Origin of the sequence: Delftia sp. GW456-R20 (assembly GCF_001622915.1) — a bacterium.
Taxonomy (GTDB): Bacteria; Pseudomonadota; Gammaproteobacteria; order Burkholderiales; family Burkholderiaceae_C; genus Comamonas; species Comamonas acidovorans.
Window position 1 is genome coordinate 450,617 of sequence record NZ_LWCN01000005.1, and the last position, 24,151, is coordinate 474,767.

General features: G+C 63.5%; 10 protein-coding genes. All 10 read right to left on the reverse strand.

The annotated features are described in order from the left end of the window. Positions 1-90: 90 nt before the first annotated feature. A complete protein-coding gene (gene pdxA / locus A4F85_RS26045) occupies positions 91-1,152 on the reverse strand; it encodes a 4-hydroxythreonine-4-phosphate dehydrogenase PdxA (RefSeq protein ID WP_063328240.1) in 1,062 nt (353 codons plus the stop codon). 101 nt (positions 1,153-1,253) lie between these two features. Beyond that, positions 1,254-2,006, reverse strand: a complete 753-nt coding sequence (locus A4F85_RS26050) for a Nif3-like dinuclear metal center hexameric protein (RefSeq protein ID WP_063328601.1) — start codon at positions 2,004-2,006, stop codon at positions 1,254-1,256. Positions 2,007-2,080: 74 nt separating this feature from the next. Then, positions 2,081-3,406 carry an MFS transporter gene (locus A4F85_RS26055; protein WP_063328241.1) on the reverse strand — a complete coding sequence of 442 codons (1,326 nt, stop codon included), beginning with the start codon at positions 3,404-3,406 and terminating at the stop codon, positions 2,081-2,083. Positions 3,407-3,789: 383 nt separating this feature from the next. After that, complete coding sequence (locus tag A4F85_RS30775) at positions 3,790-4,068, reverse strand: hypothetical protein (RefSeq protein ID WP_156517060.1); 279 nt, start codon at positions 4,066-4,068, stop codon at positions 3,790-3,792. A gap of 709 nt (positions 4,069-4,777) precedes the next feature. Beyond that, entirely contained in the window at positions 4,778-5,269 is a 492-nt protein-coding gene (locus tag A4F85_RS29905; RefSeq protein ID WP_197485531.1) for a tetratricopeptide repeat protein, read from the reverse strand. A 13-nt stretch (positions 5,270-5,282) separates the two neighbouring features. Beyond that, a complete protein-coding gene (locus tag A4F85_RS26060) occupies positions 5,283-9,341 on the reverse strand; it encodes an RHS repeat-associated core domain-containing protein (protein WP_043822304.1) in 4,059 nt (1,352 codons plus the stop codon). Between the two features lie 108 nt (positions 9,342-9,449). Beyond that, complete coding sequence (locus A4F85_RS30780; RefSeq protein WP_063328242.1) at positions 9,450-13,892, reverse strand: Ig-like domain-containing protein; 4,443 nt, start codon at positions 13,890-13,892, stop codon at positions 9,450-9,452. Positions 13,893-14,022: 130 nt separating this feature from the next. Beyond that, positions 14,023-18,405, reverse strand: coding sequence for a carboxypeptidase-like regulatory domain-containing protein (locus tag A4F85_RS26070; protein WP_156517062.1), 4,383 nt, complete (start codon positions 18,403-18,405; stop codon positions 14,023-14,025). Positions 18,406-18,529: 124 nt separating this feature from the next. Next, entirely contained in the window at positions 18,530-19,474 is a 945-nt protein-coding gene (locus tag A4F85_RS26075; RefSeq protein WP_152547232.1) for a hypothetical protein, read from the reverse strand. Then, positions 19,471-23,943 carry an IPTL-CTERM sorting domain-containing protein gene (locus tag A4F85_RS26080; RefSeq protein WP_197485532.1) on the reverse strand — a complete coding sequence of 1,491 codons (4,473 nt, stop codon included), beginning with the start codon at positions 23,941-23,943 and terminating at the stop codon, positions 19,471-19,473. The genes A4F85_RS26075 and A4F85_RS26080 overlap by 4 nt, the downstream gene beginning before the upstream one ends. Between the last annotated feature and the right edge of the window lie 208 nt (positions 23,944-24,151).

The window sequence follows — 24,151 nt, forward strand, 5'->3', positions numbered from 1 at the left end:
TCCGTGTTTTGACGCAAATCAAAACGCCCGTGGCATGGTTGCCACGGGCGTTTTCCATTACTGCAGATTCCCAATGCTTGGGCTAGCCATTCAAGCCGCCAATTTGCGCGCCATTCGCACGGACTCAATCAGGCTGCTCGCCTCTGCAAGGCCCTGCCCTGCAATATCGAAAGCCGTGCCGTGGTCCGGACTGGTGCGCACCAGCGGCAGCCCCAATGTGACATTCACGCCCTTTTCCACGCCCAGATACTTCACGGGAATCAGTCCCTGGTCGTGGTACATGGCCAGCACCACGTCGAACTCGCCGGGGTGGCCGGTAGCATTGCGGGCGCGCATGAACACCGTATCGGGCGCAAAAGGTCCATGGGCGTCCAGGCCCTCGGCGCGCGCCTGGGCGATGGCCGGGGCGATGATCTCGACCTCCTCGCTGCCGAACAGGCCGCCCTCGCCCGCATGCGGGTTCAGCCCTGCCACACCGATCCGCGGCGGGCGACCCAGGCTGCGAGACAGGGCCTCATGCGTGATGCGCAAGGTCTGCAGCAGGTTGTCCTTCGTTACCGCATCGATCGCCTTGCGCAGCGAGGTATGGATGCTGACCAGCACCGTGCGCAGCTCATCGTTGGCCAGCATCATGCGCACCGGCATGCGGTCCAGGCCCACACCCGCATGCTGCGCAGCCTCGAACTGCAGCAGCTCGGTATGACCAGGAAAGTCCACGCCCGCAGCATGCAGCGCCTCCTTGTGCAGAGGCGCCGTCACAAGAGCCGCGATCTCGCCGCGCAAGGCAGCCCGCGCGGCCCAGACCACGCAGCGCGCAGCCGCGTCACCGGCGCTGGCACTCACCTGGCCCCAGGACGCAGGACCGGGCAGCCCGGGCAGCTCCAGCAAAGGGATGCAGTGGCGCGGCACCTGCCACAGTTGCTCAGCCGACTCGATGACGGCCACGGGCAGGGGAATGGCGTTGTCGCCATCGCGCGCACGCGCCGCCACGGCGGCTGCCCGGCGCAGCGTCTGCAACTCGCCGACGACGAAGCAGCCGCGCATGACCTCGGGCACTTCCATGAATGCCTTGGCGATGGTCTCGGGCCCTACGCCTGCAGAGTCGCCCTGGGTGATGGCAATCGCGGCTTGGGGGGGTGTGGAATCAGGCATTTTCGGTATCCGGATCAGGCAAGCCGGTCATTCGCACCGCGCTTGCAGCAAAAGGCCTCGCCCCCTGGGCGGGCCAATAGTGGGCCAATAACAGGCCAGCATCAGGCCGGATTGTCGATCTCGATGAAACGATGCTCCAGCCCCAGCTCCAATGCCACCTGCCTCGCCAGGGCCGGCGCACCATAGCGCTCGGTCGCATGGTGGCCGGCGGCCAGGAAGGCCACGCCTGTCTCGCGCGCCAGGTGCGCCTGCGGCTCGGAAATCTCGCCCGTGATGAAGGCATCGGCCCCAGCGGCAATCGCGGCCTCGAAGAAACCTTGCGCGCCGCCCGTGCACCAGGCAATGCGGCGAATGGGGCGCAGTCGCTCTCCTCCCACGCAGACAGGCGTGCGCCCCAGCGCCTGCTCCACATGCCTGCCCAGCGCCGCCGCGTCGGCAAACTCCGCCGCGGCCATCCAGCCCAGGTTCTGCTCGCCAAACGTTGCCTGGCCCTCAAGCCCCAGCTGCACGCCCAACTGCGCGTTGTTGCCCCATTGCGGATGGGCATCCAGCGGCAGGTGGTAGGCAAAGAGATTGATGTCGTGGGCCAGCAGCAGGCGGATGCGCTCCTTGAGCCAGCCCGTGATGCGGCCATCCATGCCGCGCCAGAACAGGCCGTGGTGCACGAAGATGGCATCGGCCTGCGCCTCGATGGCCGCCTCGATCAGCGCGCGGCTGGCCGTCACCCCGCTGACGATGCGGCGGATCTCGCCGCGCCCCTCCACCTGCAGGCCGTTGGGACCGTAGTCCTTGAAGCGCTCGGGTTGCAGCAAACCGTCGAAGTGGGCCAGGAGTTCTTGTCGCGTGGTGCTCATGAAAGGATTGTCAACGATCCATGCGGCGCCCAAGAAAAAGGGCAGCCATGCTGCCCTTCACTCCACTGCCAAGCTCAGCCGCGCCTGGGTTGCCAACCACGGCAGGCCAGGGGCCAGAAGCCGATGGCCGCGCCCAGGATGCCCATGGCCGCCACATAGTGGGCCGGCGCCATCACATCCACCTGCTGCCACACGGACACCAGCATGGGCGTCATGCCGCCGAACACCGCATAGGCCATGTTGTAGGCAAAGGACAGGCCTGTGAAACGCACCTCGGCCGGGAAAGCGCGCACGCCCACCACCGGCAGCAGCGCAATGCTGCCCACAAAAAAGCCCACCAGCGCATAGCTCCACACCAGCGAGGACGCCGTGCCCGGCAGGTTCAGATAGAACGCATAGGCCGTCACCGTCATGCCCAGCCAGCCCGTGACCATGGCCACACGCGTGCCCATCTTGTCGGACAGCCAGCCCCAGAACACGCAGCCCAGCGTCAGCGTCACCGTGGCCACGGCATTGGCCTTCATGGCCAGGGCCGCGTCGATGTGGAAGACCTTCTGCAGATAGGCCGGCGTGAACAGCACCACCACCACGATGGCCGTGGACAGCACCCAGGTCATCAGCGCCACCAGCACGCAGGCCTGGCGGTGGTCGCGCACTATGGTCTTGAGCGGCAGTTCGCGGTCGGCCTGCTTGCGTGCCATCAGTTCCTGGAAGACGGGTGTTTCGTGCAGGAACTTGCGCAGGTAGACCGACACCAGGCCGAACACGCCGCCCAGGATGAAGGGCATGCGCCAGGCCCAGTCATGGATCTCTTCGGCGCTGTAGGTGCTGTTGAGCCAGACGCCGATGATGGAGCCCAGGAAAATGCCACCCGTGATGCCCGAAGTCAGCGAGCCGATGGCAAAGCCATAGTGGCGCGCCGGCGCATGCTCGGCCACGAAGACCCAGGCGCCCGGCATCTCGCCACCAATGGCCGCGCCCTGCAGCACGCGCATGGCCAGCAGCAAAATCGGCGCGGCAATGCCGATGGAGGCATAGGTGGGCAGCAGACCGATCACCAGCGTGGGCACGGCCATCAGGAAGATGGACAGCGTGAACATCTTCTTGCGGCCCAGGATGTCGCCAAAGTGCGCAATCAGAATGCCGCCGATGGGCCGGGCCAGGTAGCCCGCCGCAAAAATGCCCAGCGTCTGCAGCTGGCGCAGCCAGTCCGGCATCTCGGCCGGGAAGAACAGCTTGCCGATGACATTGGCGAAGAAAACGAAAACGACGAAGTCGTAGAACTCCAGGGTGCCGCCCAGGGCCGACAGGCCCAGGGTCTTGTAGTCCTGTCGGTTGAGAGGACGTGCGGTCGCAACAGCAGGGGCCATGCCCGGCTGCGCTTGGTCAAGCGTAGTCATGGTTTTTTTCCAGGGATCGAACAGCAGGACGGCGCGGTGGATGCCACGGCAACGGATGAGCGTGCAGCGGCAGATCGTTCTGCAAGACTTCGGGATCGGAGGACTTGGCTCTCTCTTGGGGCCGGCTTGTGGGCCGACGCAACAGCGAACGCGGCGTGGCGCAGTCGTCGTGGGATTCTAGGGTTTGTACTGTAGCTGTGTGGGGAGCGCGGCTTTGGGGGCAGCAAGCCGTGCTTGCCGCATGCCGACCCTGGCTGCCAGCGATGCGCAGCAATCAAAAGCTCTGGAAACTGTCTGGCAACACAAACACCGCTCCCAGACCAGTACCAGAACTCACCACACCGTCTCCCCCAAAGTCCTGCATGGTCATGACATTCAATTTCTCATCCAAAAAAAAATGACGTCAGCATCGTCAAAAACCATGTCGATGCAATTTGATGTGCGGATGAACATGACACGCGAATCGTCCAAGAAGTGACTCCAGGCGGGATGCTGATCAATTCCATCCATGTCATCCACCCAATATCTGACTCCAGCCACCTCGCCAGATTCTCTGCAAAAAAAATAATCATAAAATATCCACCCAGAGAAACACCAGATGCGTCAATCCAATTTTCCTTATCGATACCCATCCATTTCTTCGGCAGCAGAAAATACTTCATGAATGCAGCCCTGATTCAAAGAACAATATTACTGACCCAAAACTCAGCCCACAACCATCCCACTCTCTGGATCAATGACAAAATGCCCGCGTTTGGCAAGTTATCCGGCAATTCATGGGCAGAGCAGAATCTTCCAAAAAAATCTCTTGTCAGCTCACCTGACTCAATGGCCGAATACAAATTCTCGCAATCCGTTGAATCAGGGATCGCGCTCAACCCAAGGAATACATCCTTTGGAATTTCTTGCGCCCACATCTCCTTTTGCAAAATTTCCTACTCACACTCTAGATGCAGTAATCGTCTTGGCATTGACCAATGCTTCAACTTCATGAACACGTCAGTGCTGCACACGCATAGGGTCTATAAGCAGACGTGACACAAGGCGCAAGCAGCAGAGACACAAGCCCGATCGGATCAGCTGCATCAAGCATCCTCAGTCTGGAGCATAGTCCCGCCGCTGGTTGTAATGAGGCCCCCCTCTTCATCAAAATACTGCATTGCAAACCGCAGGTTTATCCATGTGCGATTGCCGCTTCGCTCAAGCGTGTGCCCGAAACTCTCGCTCAAGGCTTGCCAGAATGAACGGCCCGTCGCTTTGCTGGCCACCTACGGTACAGGTTAAATTATTATCTGCTCATCTTGCATCGCAGCCATCCTGCGCAACGCGGCCTAGTTTTGATGGTAGATTTTTTATCTATGTATGAAATACTCAATCATTCTTGTCATCAAGAATAAGTTTGATATTTTTACGAGCTTTTTTTCCAATTTCGTCGCGCCTATTTTTTACATCCAAATAATAAGCAATAGCCTCATCAAACCTCTCTTGATCAAACAACGCATTTCCCAAATTAAAAATAACGGCGGACCTGACTTTTCCCTTCAAACCAATATCAAGAGCTTTTTTTAAAATATTTTCAGCCTTCTTTGGCTCTTTCATTACATCAAAGCAGTTTCCAATTGCCAGCAAGCATTGAACATCGTCCGAATCATAACCATATGCTTTTCTAAAAGATTTTATAGCATCTTTGTATTTTCCCATTTTAAAATCTGCATCACCAACACAATACCAAGCATGATTCTTATCCCAGGCATACTCTCGTTTGATTCTTCCAGTATCAGGGTCAACCAACATTCCCCTTACCTTGCGCTCCTCTCCATTCAGAAGCATGGAATTCACTTCGTCAAAAGATTTTTCTTTCAAATTTAACCCCTACTTAACAAGGATCTATGGGAGGCGGCGGCTTTATAACACCACAACCACCAACACTTGGATTTTCATTACATATGTCATTAACAATATCCCAAATAAGCAACCCTCCGACGCCTCTCGCTCCGCGCGACCCCTTCACACCAGAGCCTCGCTGTTTTTTTGATTGTCTAGAATGCTCTTCTGCATTTTCATGTCCAACATTACGCTCTCTTTCCCCACTTGGAATTCTATGATCAGGCGGTTTTCTCTTGTTTGGATTATCAGGCTTTACATATTTAGGAGCCAATCCATTATTGTCATAAACATCTAGCGGACTTTGCTCCGCATATACGAACAAATTCAAGCCACCACTCAATCCAAATGGATCACTTTCTATATACCTCCCCAACTTTGGCTGATAGTCACGGTAGTAGTTGTAATGCGTCCCCACCTCTTCATCAAAATACTGTCCAGCAAACCGCAGATTCATCCGCGTTCGGTTTCCGTTGCGTTCAAGGGTTTGACCAAAGCTCTCGCTCAAGGCCTGCCACGTTGAGCGCCCTGTCACGTCGCTGGCAACCTGCGGAGTGCTCAAATGGTCACTGTGCAGATAGTGGTAAATCTTGCTAGTTCCCGTCTGATCGTTGACGTGATCCGCTTGCCACAGGGGCTCCGCACCCCAGTCCGTATCAGGCTGCCAACCATAAGCTTTCACAGTCTTTCCCTGGGCATCTACCTCTGCCAACAGTCCTTCTTTGCTGTACATAAGCCACGTCGTACGCGCTCCCACCGTCTTGCTTATACGCCGCCCGAACGGGTCGTACTGATAGCGCGCGATGAGCTGCCCGTCCTGCTCCACGGCAACCCTTCGATCGTTGGCGTCATATACGTTGGTGGTGACGCTGCCGTTGCGCGTGGCGCTCTGGATATGACCTGTGGCGGTGTAGTCATAGCGCTCCAGATCCTTGCCCAGGCCTCGCTGCACCAGCCGATTGCCGCTGCCGTATTGCCATTCGCCGGGTTGGTGCAGGCTGCTGATGCGATTGTGAACGGCGTCGTAGCCGTATTGCTCCTGAGGCAGGCCCAGGTCAGCCAGACCGGCGCTGGGGCGCACCTGCGTCAGGCGGTCCAGCGCATCGTAAGCGTAATCCACGCTGCCGTTGACATCGCTGCCCAGTTGCAGCGTCTTGCGTGTGACGCTGCTGTCAGCGTCGTATTGGTAGCCCAGCGTCAGGAGGTTGGCGTTGGAGGCTCCCTGGACTTGGATGCCCTGGATTCTGTAGAAACCGTCGTAGGCAATGCTCCTGCTGGCGCCCGGGTACTGGACCTTGGTGGGCAGCACCCACTGGTAGTCGGTCCATGTGATCTTGTCGGTGCTGCCGGGTTGGGCGGCCTCCTTGAGATAGCCCTTGTCGTAGCTGAAGACGGCGGCACTGCTGTCAGGGTAGCCCTGGCTGGTTTTGCGGCCATCGGCATCCCAGCCCTGGGCCAGGGTGGCGGTGACGCGGTTAGCGCCGTCACCGTAGATCAGTTGCTCCTGGCTGATGCGGCCCAGGGCGTCACGGCTGTAGTCGGCCTGGCTGATGAGCTTGCCACTGCCATCCTTTTGTTCGTAGCCGGCAAGGCGGCCGGCCTTGTCATAACGGTAGGTGATGCTGCTGCTCAAGCCCGGTTGCCCGGCCTGCGGGCTCGTGCGGGTGAGCAGGGTCAACAGGCCATCGCTGTTGTAGGTGTAGTTGCTGACATCTCCTGCCGCGTTGGTTTTTTTGATCAGAAAGCCCGCGGCATCGTATGCATAGGTGGTTTTGCCACCTTCCGGGCGCATTTCCTCGGTCAGGCGGCCCAACCGGTCGTATTGCCGGGTATGCACGTTGCCGTTGGCATCGGTGACGCGGGTGATCTGATGCAGCAGGTTGTAGGCCATCTGGGTGGCCTGGCCGTTCGCGTCGATGGACTTAGCGACGCGGCCCAGTGCGTCGTGCTCATAGATGGTTGTCTTGCCGCCCGGGCTGGTGATGGCGGCTGTCTGTCCTGCACTGTCAAGGCTGTAGTGCAGGGTCAGGCTTTCGCCGTTGCGTGCCTTGCGGATGATGGAGGTGCGACGCCCCCGCTGGTCATACTGGCCCAGCTCGGCAAGGCCGCCTGGGTAGTTGATGGCTTGCAGCAGGTTGGCCTGCGGAGTGCCCAGTGCGCCGTATTCGTACTGGGAGCTGTCGCCTGCAGGGTTCTTGTAGCTGGCGACGCGGCCCAGGCTGTCATAGCCCAGTTCGTGACGATTACCGGTAGGCGTGTTCTGCGAAACGATGTCGCCATAGGTGTTGTATTCATAACGGTAGGCGTGGCCCAAGGCGTTGGTGGCGGTGACCAGGCGGCTTTGGCTGTCATAGGCAGCGACGGTGGCATGGCCCTCGCCATCCATGCTCTGGGTTTCGTTGCCTAGTGCATCGAAGCGGGCCGAGGATGTCAGGCCCGAGGGATAGATGGTCTTGATGCGATTGCCATGGCTGTCGTATTCATGGCGTGTGGTGTGGCCCAGGGGGTTGGTGATGCTGGCGATTTGCCCGGTGACGGTGTGTGTGTAGCGCCATGTTCCGCCTTCGGCATCCGTGGCTGTTTGGCGGTTACCGTTGCTGTCGTAGGTATAGGTGGTGACGCTGGCCTGAGCACCTGTGCCCAGGGTCTGCCGGACGAATTGCCCCAGCTCGTCGTACTCCCATGCCGTGATGCGCTCCAGCGCAGTGCCCTGGGCTTCGATGCGCTGTAACGCACGCCCCTTGCTGTCATGCCGCCAGGCGGTGACGGTACCCAGTTCATTGGTATGGCTGGTGGTTTCGCCATGCACGGGATCGTAGGTGTAGCTTTCCTCGCTGCCATCAGAGTGGCGAATCCTCAACGGACGCCGGTTGTAGTCCCAATAGGTGGTGCGGGTGTTGCCGCGCTCGTCCACCAGCCTGTCGGTGTAGTTGCCATCCCAGCTTCTTTGTCGAATGGGTTTGTCATTCAGGCTGCGGCTCGACTCCAAGCCGTCCTTGTCATAGTGAACGACCAGACGATTGCCGCGTGGATCCGTCAGTGTGGCAATGAATTTTCGTGATTCCCTGAGGTACTGCACCGAACCCGTTGTGGTGCCCCGGCGGTCACTGAAACTGCCGACACGCCCGCCTCCCCAGTTGGTCTGCAGTTTCTGCGTGGTGCCACTGGTTCCCGTGGGATCCAGGGTGATGCCCAGGTTGCCCAGCGTGAACTGGGCAGCGGGTGCTGGCGCACTGGCGCTGTATTGGGCCGTGACCTTACCCCCCAGCGGGTCCGTGCGGCTGGTGAGTTGGCCGTTGCCGTCATAGGTGTATGTCCAGCGGTTGCCCCTCGCATCCAGGACTTCGGTCAGGCGCCTGGCGCTGCCCGATCCAGCCCAGGTATATCGGACGGTACTGCCTGCACGGTCTTCGATGCTGGTGACAAGGCCATCGGCCAAGGTGAGCTTGAAAGCGACCTGCCCATGGTGGTCAAGAATGCGGATGCTGGACGTGCTGTCGTAGCTGAACCGGACCTGGATGCCATTGAAATCCGTATAGCCCTGAATGCGCCCCTGCGCGTCATAGTCGATGGTATTGCCACGGCGGTCATACCACTGCCAGCCATCCTGACCATTGCGGCTGACCTGCCGGATGAAGGTGGGCGCATCCACTCGGTCCTTGGCGATGAACAGGCCAGACTGGCCGCTTCTTTCATAAAGCGTGCCGGCGCGCTGGATGGTCTTAGCATCCCTGCCCAGCGGATCCAGCTCGAAGTCCAGCGGCGCCCATGCGGGGTTGAGCCACCAGCGTCCGAGCGTCCAGGTGCGGGCAATGTCAATGCTTCCGCCCAGTACCTTGACCTGCAGATCGGTGTTGACCTCCCGGTATTCTCCGTTGGGCCACTTGATGTACGGATACTCGCTTGCCTGTGCCTGCAGAACTGCCAGGCTCAGCAGGGCAAACGCCCAGGCAAGGATGTGCCTGAAAGTCCAGGACAAGGCCCGCCGTGCTGCGGCTCGCTTGCCTGGATATTGGGCCAGTTCAATCAGATGTTTCAGTGCCTGGATCATTTTTGCGCTTCCCTGTGGACCGCTGATGGGTCCCCTCTCCAATCCCTTGCGCAGCGTCTTGATGGCTGCGCCCTTGGACCGGCCTGCCGGATGACAGGCCGGCCTATCTCAACTCCCACACGAGGGAGGGCCGTCCGCCCCGGGTCCGTCGTCTCCCGGCGCATTGGGTCCATCTCCTCCTGGCCCGTCTCCTCCTGGCCCGTCTCCTCCTGGCCCGTCTCCTCCTGGCCCGTCTCCTCCTGGCCCGTCTCCTCCTGGCCCGTCTCCTCCTGGCCCGGCGCCGCCAGGACCTTCGCCACCAGGCCCGTTACCACCGGACCCACCGCCCCCCGCGCCGCCACCGCTGCCACTCGATCCACTGCCGCCCGAGCCACTGCCACCGCCGAATCCGCCGCCATGGCCACCCAGCAAGGGGCCGCCGCCCATCCCACCGCCTTGGCCGCCAGCACCTGAACTGCCTCCACTGCCACCCCGCCCTCCTCCAGGGCCACCGCCTTCAGAGCTACAGCCACCCCCAAGGCACCAGGGCGTGCAGCCCTGCGTCAAGCCGATGGGTGTTCCGCCACCACCAGTACCGCCACTGCCCCAGCCACCAATGCCACCGCCCACGCCGTGGCCTCCGGTCCCGCCAATCCCCCCGATGCCGGTGTTCCCGCACGCGCCACCAACAAGCCGATTGAACGTGGCAGAGAGCGAGCGCGATTCCTCTTCCCCATTCGCGCAGATCCACGCCAACTCCACCATGGCCCACATGGCATAGGCAGCGCAGCTGCCCGCATTGCGCGCATTCACCACGATGCTCTGCACGGCACCCATCTCCGCCGAACGTGCCTGCCTGAAGCCCATGCTGCGCGGGTGCAGCTTGACGGCCGTGATGCGGTAGGGAATGACCACGCGCTGCTTGGCGGCCAGGGTCTTGGGGATGTCTGCCAAGAATTCGTAGCGGTAGTACTCGTCGGACTGCGGCGGTGTGAAGACAACCTTGTCGGCCTGGATCAGGCCGTAGTTGGTCAGCGTCAGCTCGCCCGTGAATTCCTCGCCCACCTGCAGCTCGGGCAGGTTGATGGACAGGGGCTCCAGCAGCACCACGGGTGCCGGCACCTGGGTCTGGAAGGTGGCTTCCAGAGTGATCTGGTACTCGTCCTTGATGGTGGTTTCCGTCACGCTGAAGTCGATGCTGATGGTCTGGTACTGCAGGTGCACGCGCTCCGAAGTGGTGACGCCCGGGCGCACGAAGATGCGGCCCGACCTGTCGGCATGGCGCGGGCCGCTGGCGCGGTAGGTGTAGGTGCCGGGCGGCAGGTCGGTGAGCACGGCCTTGCCCTGCGCGTCCGTAGTGAGGGTGCGCAGATAGGTGAGCACGGCATCGTTTTGCAGGCGTATGCGCACGTTGGCCACGCCCGGTATGGGCTTGCCGCCCGCGTCCAGCGTTTCCGTGAACAGGTCGGTGGCATGGAAGCTCAGCCCGCCCTGCCCGCTTTGCGTGACGGCCACCGAGACGGGTATGGTGCCCGTGCCCTGGTTGCTGGCCGTGATCTGCAGTCGGTAGTTGTAGATGCCGTCGGCCACGTCCTTGCCGGGGCTTGCCGTGACCTGGATGGGCACCTGGGCGCCCACGTCCACGGCGCCGATGTGGCTGGCGCTGGACAGGAAGATCCAGGAAGGCGCGGCCCGGCCATCCTTGTCCACCAGCTGGACCTTCACGTCCTGGGCTGCCACCAGGCCACGGTTGCCGATGGTGATGCTCTCGGTGACGGTCTTTTCCTGCTGTACCCCGGTTTCTATGTAGGTGGGATTGGCAAACAGCTCGGGCAGGGCCTGCACCAGCCGGTAGTGGATGGTGAAGCTGCCCCGGGGCGTGTCCCCTGTCTCGCTGGCGTAGGCCGTGAGCACGACGGTGCCCGTCTCCCCGGCCGATGCACTGCCCGTGAAGCGGATGACCATGGGCACCGAGGCGCCTGCGGCCACGTTGACCGGCGCACCCGGCTCCACGCTGATGCCCGGCGGCAGGCTGCCGCTGGGCTGCTGTGCCGGAACCACGGCCCAGCGCACGCCGGTGGCGCCCGTGCCGGCGCTGGCACGCGCGTTGACCGTGATGCTGGCGGCAAAGCCGCGCGGCGCGGTGAGCTGGTAGCTGGCCAGGTCGAAGCTCAGCCGGTTGATGGTGAAGCGCCCCTGCTCGGTGGTGGTGGTCTCTTCCGGATGGATGACGGAGACGATGTAGGTGCCGTTGTCATTGGCCGTGGGCACGAATTCGTAGCGGTACTGGCCGCTGTCGTCGGTGGCGATGCCTATGCGCCGCTTGAAGCCCGAGATGTCCAGCACCATGCGCAATGCTGCATTGGGCATGGGCTGTCCGCTGGCGCGTGACACGGCGGCACCGGCTATGACGACGCGTTGCGCGCCGTACGAGACCGCCGGGCTGACGGAGCTGACCGTGCCCGTATAGGGCGTCTTGGGCAGCTCGGGCTCGGGCGGCTTGTTGTTCACGGTGACGGCGCGCGTGGCTTCACCAGTCTTGCCTGCCTTGCTGGTGGCCACGACCCTGAGCGTGAAGGCACCGTTGGCCACGCCCGACGTATCCCACTGCATGCTGTACGGAGCCTGGGTGGCCGAGCCGATCAGGCTGCCGTTGGCGAAGAAATCGACCTTGGCAATGCCGTCCGGTGCCGAGGCGGCGACACCTACGGCCGTGCTGCCGACCACGGTGACATCCTGGCCGGGCATGGTGAAGTTCACCGTCGGGGCCGCGATGGCATAGGTCACGGCAACCGCCGCGCTCCTGGGGCTGGTGCCGCGCGCATTGCTGGCCGTGGCCTCGATGCGGTGCGCGCCTTCGGCTGGCAGAGTCAGGCTGCCGGAGAAGCTGCCATTGGCTGGCACGGCCATCGGCGTGCCAGCGGCCTGCCCGCCCAGATACAGCTGCACTTGCGAGCCCGCCATGGCCGTGCCGGAGACGGCAATCTGCGGCGTGGACACCTGCGCGTTGTGGGCCGGCTGCGCGATGACGGGAGCCGGCGGCGCGCTGAGGCTGAGCGTGAACGGGATGTCCAGTACCGCTGCGCCCCCGTCCACGTCGGTGGCCGTGATGCCGAACCTGTGCGTGCCGTTGGGCAGTTGCGCAAAGTCGATGAACTGGTTGTGGCTGAAGGAACTGCTGGCGTCGCCGCTGCGCTCGAAGATCTGCAGGCCGTTGATGGTGGCCTTGACGTTGGCAATGCCGATGGGGCTTTGTGCGGACACGACCAGTTCGCCCGGCGCGGAGATGGTCGCATTGGGCGCGAGCGCCGCGCCTGCAAAGGTAGCGGTGAGGGCCGGGCCTTGTCCGGCCTTTTTCTGCACCTGTACCGGACGCGTTGCAGTGTTGCTCAGGCCGATGCCGTTCGTGGCCCTGGCCTGCAGGGTATAGCTGCCGTTGCGCACGGCGGCCAGTGCCCAGGTGGTCTGGAAGGGTGCTTCGGTCAGCAGGGCGAGCCGCTGACCATCGACCAGGATCTCCACCTGCTGCACGCCTTCAGGGTCGGCCACGCTGATGGCGATGGTCGTGTCCTGCTCCAGCACGGCACCAGCGGCCGGCTGGGCGAACTGCACCAGAGGACCTTCAGGTGCGTATGCAATGGGTTGTGGCAGCGAGAACTGGTTGATGCCACCCTGTGCCGTGCGGAACTGCACATGGATCATCTTGTCCCCCGCCCCCATGGACAGCGTGTAGCTTGCCAGCATGGGGTGGCCCGTCATGCTCTGCCATGCAGCACTGTCGAACTGATCGCTTTCCTGCAGGCGGAACTGCGCGGCCTGCGGGCAGTCAAGGCGCAACTGCACGGCACGCACGCGCGTGGCATAGCCTTGCGTGGGCGCGATGGTGCAGGCCAGTACGGGCTCGGCCGTCAGGTAGGAGCCATAGTCCACGCCCGTGCTGACCGCATTGCCCTGCCCCGCCGGATTGCCCACGGCATCGCGCGGACCACTGGCGTGGCCCCACCAGTTGCCCTGGGCCTGGACGATGCTGGCCGGGCTGGTGTTGCGTATGCCGAACTGGCTGTTGCCCGAGATATCTGATTCACCAACGGCCGGCGTGGCGCCCTGCTCTGCCAGCAATCCCACGCCGTTGCCAGCGATGCGCGAACGCGTGATGCGGGGACTGCCGCTGCCGACCACCCGGATTCCCACGGCGTTGTCCGTGAGCTGCAGCCGCTCGAAACCGTAGCCTGCACCTGCCAGTACCAGAGCGGCACCACCTGCCATGTGGCCGGGCAGGCCCTCCGCGCCTCCGGCATAGCGAATGGCCAGGCCGTCCAGTTTCAGGCTGGCGGGAGCGGCTTCAGGCGCCACCAGCACACCCAGCCAATCGCCGGCCTGCGGCGCCCGGGACTGTGGCCCCTGCGCCTGCACCGGGCCCAGTTGCGCGTCGTCGTGGCTGCTGGTCAGCACCACGGAAGATCCCGTTTGCAGGCCGCTGCGCACGCTGATGCCGGCGCCCTGGCCGAATTTGACGATCACGCCATCGGCAATGGTCAGTTGCGCCGTGTCGGCGGCAATGGCCGTGCTCATGCCCAATGCGATGGCCAGGGCCGCAACGGAACGACGCCGAAGCGCTGACAGCGGTTTGTGCCATGCGGCCACGGAAAGCGTAAAGCGTGCGCACTGGAAAAATGGGGAGCGTTGCATGCTCATCTCTTTCTTATGGGTTCACCGTGATCGGGCCGCTGGTCGCCGGCGTGAAGCCGGGGGAGCTGGCCGTGATCTGGGTGGTTCCGGGGGCGACCGCAGTGAAGGTGGCGTAGCCCGAGTTGCCCGAGTTGGCATTCCAGGTGACGCTGTCGGTGATCGTGCCTACGGAGGGGACGGAGCTGGTGAAGGTGATGGTCAGGGGAGCAGCAGGGTATTGGCTTGTTGACCAGTAGGCCCCCGGTACTTCCGGCGTGACATAAATGGAGCCAGCTGTCCCGCCTGCACTCAATTCCGATGGAACATATTGAAGGCGGAGAGAAGCGGCGACGGTTTCCACATTGAAGTAGGCTGGATCAAGGGCAACGGCCGTAGCTTCAATCTGTGTGGAGCCCAGTTCCACGCCCGCCACATTGGCGTACGTCCGGCTCTGGCCCGCAGGAATCGTCACCGTCGCAGGTACCGTGCACACCTCCTGTGCCACACACCGCAGGTTCACCGTCACGGCATCCGCGCCGCCGCTGACCGCACCGTTGATCAGGCGCTCCACGTACAGTTCGTTGTAGTGGCTGTACAGGCCCTTGCCGACAAGCAGCCTGCTGGCTCCGTCGTAGCGGCCCACCCTCAGGCTCTGCTGCGCTGCAACCACGGTCTGCACATCCGACTTGCCGCTGGTCACTCCCGGGATCTCAGCGGTAACACGATAGGTGCCCGCCGTTGCCGGCTGCGCCACATAGCCTGTGTTCGTGTACTGGCCGCCCTTGCCAATCGTGAGCTGGCTTACCAGGCTGCTGCCTCCTGCAGAAATTCCATTGACCACACCCGCCGGCTCCTGGTCCGTCAGGCTCACATTGACAGCAAGGGCATCAATGGCCGACTGCGCTGTCGACCAGTAGGCACCCGGCACCCTCAGTTGCACATAGAAATCGTCCCAAACACTTGCTGTCGAACGCGATCCATCCAGGTAATGGAAATCCACCTGCGGCCTGATAACCTCCGCCGCCAGCGGCGTTGCCGCCTGCATTCCTTCGGCAGTGGCCTCGATCTGGGTGGTCCCCAGTTCCACGCCTGCCACATTGGCGTACGCCCGGCTCTGGCCCGCGGGAATCGTCACCGTCGCGGGTACCGTGCACACCTCCTGTGCCACACACCGCAGGTTCACCGTCACGGCATCCGCGCCGCCGCTGACCACACCGTTGATCAGGCGCTCCACATACATTTCGTTGTAGTGGCTGTACAGGCCCTTGCCGACAAGCAGCCTGCTGGCTCCGTCGTAGCGGCCCACCCTCAGGCTCTGCTGCGCTGCAACCACGGTCTGCACATCCGACTTGCCGCTCGTCACTCCCGGGATCTCAGCGGTAACACGATAGGTGCCCGCCGTTGCCGGCTGCGCCACATAGCCTGTGTTCGTGTACTGGCCGCCCTTGCCAATCGTGAGCTGGCTTACCAGGCTGCTGCCTCCTGCAGAAATTCCATTGACCACACCCGCCGGCTCCTGGTCCGTCAGGCTCACATTGACAGCAAGGGCATCAATGGCCGACTGCGCTGTCGACCAGTAGGCACCCGGCACCCTCAGTTGCACATAGAAATCGTCCCAAACACTTGCTGTCGAACGCGATCCATCCAGGTAATGGAAATCCACCTGCGGCCTGATAACCTCCACCGCCAGCGGCGTTGCCGCCTGCATTCCTTCGGCAGTGGCCTCGATCTGGGTGGTCCCCAGTTCCACGCCTGCCACATTGGCGTACGCCCGGCTCTGGCCCGCGGGAATCGTCACCGTCGCGGGTACCGTGCACACCTCCTGTGCCACACACCGCAGGTTCACCGTCACGGCATCCGCGCCGCCGCTGACCACACCGTTGATCAGGCGCTCCACATACATTTCGTTGTAGTGGCTGTACAGGCCCTTGCCGACAAGCAGCCTGCTGGCTCCGTCGTAGCGGCCCACCCTCAGGCTCTGCTGCGCTGCAGCCACGGTCTGCACATCCGACTTGCCGCTCGTCACTCCCGGGATCTCAGCGGTAACACGATAGGTGCCCGCCGTTGCCGGCTGCGCCACATAGCCTGTGTTCGTGTACTGGCCGCCCTTGCCAATCGTGAGCTGGCTTACCAGGCTGCTGCCTCCTGCAGAAATTCCATTGACCACACCCGCCGGCTCCTGGTCCGTCAGGCTCACATTGACAGCAAGGGCATCAATGGCCGACTGCGCTGTCGACCAGTAGGCACCCGGCACCCTCAGTTGCACATAGAAATCGTCCCAAACACTTGCTGTCGAACGCGATCCATCCAGGTAATGGAAATCCACCTGCGGCCTGATAACCTCCACCGCCAGCGGCGTTGCCGCCTGCATTCCTTCGGCAGTGGCCTCGATCTGGGTGGTCCCCAGTTCCACGCCTGCCACATTGGCGTACGCCCGGCTCTGGCCCGCGGGAATCGTCACCGTCGCGGGTACCGTGCACACCTCCTGTGCCACACACCGCAGGTTCACCGTCACGGCATCCGCGCCGCCGCTGACCACACCGTTGATCAGGCGCTCCACATACAGTTCGTTGTAGTGGCTGTACAGGCCCTTGCCGACAAGCAGTCGGCTGGCTCCGTCGTAGCGGCCTACTTTCAAGCCCAGCAAGAGCTTCTCGCGCACCTCCACCTTCATCGCCTTGGAAATCAACCCAGGCGATGCGATATCCAGCACGGTCTGCCCTACGGTCAGCGCCTTAACGGTGATCGGCGTCGTCCCATAGATCTGCCCCTGGGGAATGAACACCTCGGCAGGGTTCACGCCAGCAACCACTGGATCACGGCTGATCACAGACACCGTGACGCCGCCTTGCGGAGCCGCCTTGCTTAACTGCACACGCAGGACCCTGGTCAGTTCCTCATTCATCACCAGGTCGGCGGCTGGATCCGTGTCGAGGCTGATGGCATCCACGCGCAATGCAGCCTGCGCCGACTGGTAGCCGCTGGCCGTGGCCGTGATCCGGGTCGTGCCCAGGGTCTGGCCTGCCACCGTGAAGGCTGCCTTGCTCTGCCCCGCAGGGATCTGCACGGACGCAGGCACCTGCGCCAACCCTGACTGCTCCACTACGAGGCTGACGACCAGCCCTGCCGAGGGAGCTGGCTCAGTGGTTTCGATGGTCACGCTGGCCTGCGCACCAGGCGCCACGATGACGCTGGCCGGCAGCACCAGTGCCTTGCCACGCACGGAGACCGTGGCCAGCGCACTGGCATGGCCTTCGGCCTGGGCTGTCAGCCGGCTGCTGCCATCAGCAAGGCCCGTCACCTCGAAGCTGGCGCCTTGTTGACCGGCCGGGACCAGCACGGACGATGGGACAGAGAGCACGTTGGCGTCGGAATTGCCCAACTGCACGTTCACACCACCGACGGGTGCCGGCACAGGCAACGACACAGTCATGGGATACGGCCGGTTGACACCAACCGTGGGGCTGCCAGGGACAAGGCCCAGCGAGGGCAGATTGACGACTTCGATCTGCGTTTCGGCAAAGCCCAGCGTGGCGTGGCTTGCGGTGATGCGGGTGGCGCCCAGGGTGCTGGCCTGTACCTCCAGGTCCACGCTGGTCTGCCCCGGCGCCACGGTGACCCGCGACACGGCAGATGCCACCGAGGGCACACTGCTGGCGATGTCCACTACCACGCCTTGTGCAGGTGCAGGCGCGTCGAGCGAGACCCTCAGCATGGCGACCACGCCGGGACTGAGCCGGAGCCTGGCGGGCTCGATGGACAAGGGCGCCTGACCTATCTGGATGAGGCCCTGCTGCACCAGGTAGGGAATGCCGACCATGCCCCAAATGACTTGGGAGCGGATGGTGCCCGAAGGGACTGTTATCGCGTTCAGCGAATTGCCCTTGGCTGAGTTGCCTTTGCCGGCCGGCGAGGACGCAAGATCAATGCCGATGGCCGGGCCGCTGTGGTGATTGAAGGCCGTGTTGTTGATGGAAGGGGCAGCGTTCTCGATGACCACGCCGCTGCCGTATTCGATGGTGACGTGGTCCAGCAGCGTCTGGGCGCTGCGCGTGCCGGCCGTCATGCGCCATTGCCGCCAATCCCCGGGCGCAGGGGTTGTGGCCGCCGAGGTGATGAGGATGGGCTTGTCCGGCGTGCCCACGGCTTGCAGCGCACCTTTCCTGAGCAGGAAACTGGCGCCAGGGGCCATGCGCAGGGTCACACCCGGCTCGATGGTGAGCGTTGCATCGCCATCGAGCACCACGTCGCCCTGCATCAGGTAAGGCGACTGGCTGGCACGCAACACCGTTTGGCTGGAGATGGTGCCGCTCAACGTGGTCTGGGCCCAGGCGGGAGAGACCAGCAGCAATGCCAGCGCAAGACAGGCAGCCAGCCATGCCTTCCCCACGTCTGCCATGCGGGCCAGCGCGGTCACGGCCAGGACCTGCCAACGCACAGGATTCGCCCTTCTGCACACACCCACAGACCCATCCGTTCGCACGCTGTACTGCATCACCACTTCTCCCCCAATACTTGACTCGTTCAATCGTTGTGCTCGCTCAAAACCGCCCGCATGCCGCCTGAAGCCGGTGGCCTGCCGTTGTTCCGATGGCCTGCATGCTCGCCACCTGTGACTGATAGGCCTGCCAGCCGCCCTGCAGCCAGTACACGGGTATTGCGTCAGGCCGCTCACCCAAAGAGGCCCGTTGCGCAGCCAATCGGGCACGCAACTCAGGCTCCGTCGAAGCGTCGGCTATGACCACCAAAGCCCGGGATGCGGGGCCTCCTGGCTGGTCGCCGCGTGCCTTGCCGCCGGCCATGGCGGTCAGTTGGATGGCCAGATCGTGCGTGGCGACCAGCCGGTGCGTTTGTTGTTCGTCAACGGGTGACTGCACAGCCGGCGCCGCGTCCAGGGCCTTGCTGAGGGAAAGCACCGTCCATTCAATGCCTTGTCCCAGGCTGGCGATCCAGTCGCTGGCAGACAGGTCCTGCAGCCTGGCCGATGCCGTGGGATGCAGGGCCACCGCCGCGCCGCCCAGCAAAGCCTTCACACGGCCAAAGCCCTGGCTGCGCAATTGCCGGCATGCCGCGTCAAGGTCCGCATGGTCCAGCCCGGTGCCCAGCAGGATGACTTCCTCCTGCATCAGAAAGCGCTTGCCTTGCAGCTGCGGCAAATCCATCTGCAGGGCCTGCGCGACGGGGGTAGCGCGCCTGTGCTGCGCCGGCCGAACGTCAACGAGCATGGCCGCCTGTGCGCCAGGGGAAACAAGGCGCTGCCGCCACTCCGCCGGACTCATCCAGCAGGAAGGGGTCAACGCCAGAGGCGGCACCTGACGGGGCCACGTCACAGGGGACTCGGCGGCCCTTGCGTCCCGTACGGCATGCGCGTCTGCCCGACAGGACTGCGGCTCGGCATCGGTCTGCGCCCGCAATGGTGCAGCCACCAGGACGGCTGCGCACACCGCCACTGCATGCGCCAAGCCACAAAAACGACGCGGGCTCATGCATCCATCCCCGCGCCTGCACGTGCGGCGCGTCGGCGCCGGTGCTGCAGGCAGGCGCCCAAGGCCATGAGGGCGGACAACAGGGCCAGGCCCGCCGCCTCCAGGCCAGGCACCGCCGTCAACTGATCCTCAGGCAGCGGCCCGGACTGTATGACGGGGCCGCCCGGGTCCTTGATGACGCCATTGGCCTGCAGGTCATCGTCGCCCAACTGGCCATCGGTGATGGTGTAGCTGATGCGGTTGCCGTTGATCGACAGGTTCCTGGGCGCGTACCAGATGCTGCGGCCCTTCGAATAGGGCGTGGGCCCGAACTTCAGGTAGCTGCTGATGCCGAACAGGTTGGGCCACTCGGTGGTAACGGTGACCGTGCTTCCGACGTCGCAGCCGGTGAGTTCGTAGTCGAACACGCCATGCGGGAAGAGCAGCACGTTGAACAGCGGCAGCCAGCCCTCGGGCTTGCGTACGGCTGTCTTGTCCGGGTTGAAGCGGCAGCTGGCGCCTCCGCCCGTCACCGAGGCTTTCAGCGTGCCGGAGCCGCTGGGTGTGGGCAGGGCCACATCCTTGCCGCCCACAGGCGCGGCCTGGTTTTGCAGGGATACGCGCAAGGCTTCGCCCACACCGGCTGCCGTCACGCGCATCTCGAATGCGCCCGCCAGTCCATTGGCACGAAGCCCGGGCGAAGCGGCAACGCCGGCCGCATCGGTGACGGCCTGCGCTGCGAGCGTGCCACCATCAAACACGGCGCTCGCTCCGCTATCCGGCAGCGCAAAGACCACGGCGTGGCCGGCCACGGCGGCGCCCTGCGCATCGGTGACCTTGACACGTACAGGTGCCGCATAGGCCGTCCCCACGGTGGCCGTCTGCCCATCCCCTGTCAACTTGACAATGCGCAGCACGGGCGCCGTGCCATCCAGGTTGCCCAGCGTGAAGCGCACGCCGCCGGGCAAGGCCTCGACGCCGGCGGATACGGTGAAGCTGCCCGCAGCGCCAGTGGCTGTCATGACCGGGCTGCGTGCCAGGCCCTGTGCATCGGTGAGCACGCGCGCCTGGCGGCTGCCGCCGGCAAAGCGCGCGGAGGCCCCGCTGGCAGGCGCGTCGAACGTGACCTCCTGCCCTGCCACCGGGTTGCCACCAGCCGTCTGCAGGCGCACCTGCAGCGGCAGCGCAAACGGCTGCTCCAGCCTGGCGGACTGCAAGTCGCCGGACACGATGGAAAGCGTCCAATCCCGAGCGGGCTCCTCCTGCCACTGGGCGGCGACAAGGCCTATCCACTGCGCCAGCGATTGCAGAGCCACATTCCGGGTACCGTGGGATGGCAGCGCCCTCAACAGGGGCTGGGCCTGCACCAGGGCCGAGAGGGCCTGGGCCGGCTTTTGCTGCTCCATGGCAACCCGGGCCTGGCCCAGCAATGCCTCGACGGCCTGCCGCTGGTCTGCCGTGGCCTGCGCCAGCACAGCCACTGCGGCCCGGGTGTTAGCGGTGGCTTGAGGTTCTGCGATGACGGTGACCGGCTGCGACCAGCTGTCCACCAGCGACTTGTCGCCGGCCTTGCGCAACTGCGTCTCGACCGTGGTGGCCAGCGAGGTGCCGGGCAGGTCCAGCCAGGCCTGCACCTGCAATTCGGCCTGGGAGGCGGGCTCCAGGGTCCACCTGACCCGATCACCGTCGACAACGGCCTGCGGCGAGGAGGAACGCAGCTTCATGCCACTGGCCAGGGTCATGGCCTGCTCCAGCGCAATGGCTTGCGTGCTGCGGTTGGCGATGCTGGTTCTGACGCGCACGGCAGATTGCGCCAGCATGGGCTCGGACACAGGCGGAACCAGGGCAGTGAAGCGCGTCTTGGTCCAGTCTTTCCACGAAGCCGCAACCGCGCCTTGCGCCAGGGCATCGAAGCCGATCACCAGCACCTGGCCCTTGCCGTGGGCCACGCCCAACGCAGCAGTCTGCCCTGTGCCATAGCGGGCCAGTTCCGAGCCTGCACCCTCATTCTGCAACGCCCACGCCCGGCCTTGCAGCGCCAGCGCCGCATCGCCCAAGCCTGCATCGCCCAGGTGCACAGAGACGCCCGCAGGCAGTGGCTGGCCTGAACGGCTGCCGCCCCAGACGTCGGCCAAGGTGTCCGGCAACGCGCCTGGTGCGCCATCGATGACCAGCGAGGCACCGCGGTAGACGGCGGCCCGCACTTCCTCCATCTGGGAAGCGGCCAGGTCATCCACCGAGCCATGGAGCCAGAGCGCGCTGAAGTCGCCGGCACGCAAGGCCTTGCGGAGCTCACTTGGGGTGACCGCCAGCTGCACCGAGCCATCGGCCTGCGCGAGCAGATCCTGCAGGGCCTGGCGCTTGCCGTCCGTGCAAGCGGTATCGGCGCCGCATGCGGCATAGGCCAGCACACGCAGGCCCTGGTCCAGGGTCTGCGAAGCGGCCACGGAGGCCTCCTGCTCGCGCCTGAGCAGGGTACTGGCCGCGTTGTTGCCGGTGACGGGGTCGCGGGTGGCCGCGCCGATGCGTGCGGCCAGCAGGAATTCCCTGGCCGTGGAGCCTGCTGCAGGACGCACCTGCAGCACCAGGGTGGGGGCGGAGTCCTTGGCCATGTCGCCCAGGGTCCAGCGGCCCTGTGAATAGCTGCCCACCGATGCCGACTGGCTGGCGATCTCCAGCCCCTGGGGCAGGTCCACATGGACGACGGTGGCCGCTGCCATGGCCGGCCCGGCATTGCGTGCCGTGATGGTGACCGTGGAGCCACCGTCGCGCGCCATGGTGGCCGGTGCTGCCGTCACGCTGATGCCAATGTCCGCTTCCGGTTCGGGATCTGGCCCGGTCACCTTGGCGGAGCGCTTTGCAAACAGATAGCCCGCAGCCGCCGTACCGGTGGCCAGATCAATGCCCGATATGCGTCCCGGCGCGGACTGGCCGCCCGCCGTGCCCGCAAGCGCAGCGCCATCGACCAGCCCCTCGCTGACGGCAGCCGACAGCGCATAGCTGCCCTGCAGCAGTCCATCGAATCGGAATTGGCCCTGGGCATCGGTGTGGGCAGTGGCCAGCACCGACTCCCCGGTGCCTGCCCGCGTGCCGGTGAGCTTGATTTCGAGCACGGGGATGGCGGGCTCGCCTGCATCGCGCAGCCCGTTGGCATTGCGGTCCTCGAAGGCCGCGCCGGCAATGCTGGCCTGTGCCTCGCCAGCGACCAGGCCGATGGTGTAGCGGCCCGTGGTGTTCACGTCGAACAGGTTCAGGTAATAGCTCCAGCTCAGGTCCTCGTTGCGCTGCCTGGACAGCCAGACGTTTTCGCCAGGAACGACGTAGCCGTCGGAGCGGACCACCTGCAGGGGAAGACGGGTGCCCCTGGAGGGATCGGGCACGCGCGCATAGGCCATGCCATTGGCCACGGGATTGAACTGCAGGCTGGCGGTGGCACTGGAGGGCATGAATTGGGCGGATCGGCTTTGATCGCTGACCTCGGTATCCACGCCATCGGATTCATAGACGCGGTAGACATCTCCATCCAGGGCCAGAAAATCGCGGACCTTGTCGCGTCCTGGAAGATCGACACGCACATCCTGGACCAATTGATGGGTATTGACGGTCTTGATCAGGGACGTCAGGGCACCGCCCAGCGAATCCGTATGGGTGAATCCGGCCGTGAATTCGACAAATTTGCCGGCCAGGCTGGACACCATGTTCCAGCGCCCATGCAGGGACGATCCCGGCGTGATGTCGCCAAAGTCGAGCAGCAGGCTTTTGCCTGCTGGCGCATCGTTGACATAGCCGCTCAGAATCTGGAAATTGACAAGCAGCCCTTGCCGGTTTTCGACAATGCGGGGCTGCGCGGTATCGATCTTTGTCTTGTACGAAGTGCCGCCACCACTGTTCTTGATGCGCACGCCCAGCGTGAAGGGGTCGGAAGGCTCGACCTCGGGGGTGAAGGCATCGTCACCCGGAACGTCACGGGGCAGGAAGTAGTCAAGCACCAGTTCAGGCTGGGGCCGCACGACGATGGACTCTGGCGCCACCTCCACGGTGTCGGTCTTGCCATCCAGCGTGTAGGTGACCTTGGCGCCTATGTAGTAGACCGCACCCTGGGGATCGCGGCCGCCCGTGCCGGCTGCGGGAATGATCAGCCATCGGACATTGGCGACGGCCTTGGGAGCAATCGTGCCGCCCTGCAGGGAAGTGATGCCCTCGACCCCATCCGTGCGGTAGAAAAAGCGGGCTCCGGAGGCTGCGGGATCCGTGGTGGCGATCACCGTCTGGTTGTTCGCATCCAGGAACTGCAGCGTGATGCTGACGTTCTCCAGCTTTTGGTCCGCCAGGCCATTGGTGATCACCATCCTGGCGTCAAATGCCTGGCGCTCCAGCGAGAGTTTTTGCTCTATGACAATCTTGACTTCGGCACATACCGCATCGGCGGCCTGTGCAAAGGCAATGCCGATGGTTCCTGCAATGGCAAACACCGCGCCAACCAATAGCATCAGCCATCTGGGCGCAATCCTCCCCGAGTCTTTCCACTCCATAGCCCCTCCGTCCCCACTCTATTCATTGGGCCGCGATTGTATTGAAATTCCTCTTCCGTATCAAATCGTGACTTGAAAAAATAATTAGCAAGCCAATTTAAATAAGACTTGTCCCATTTCAAATGGCGCAACAAAAAAAAATGACTCGTTCTTCAGCGCTTCAGAA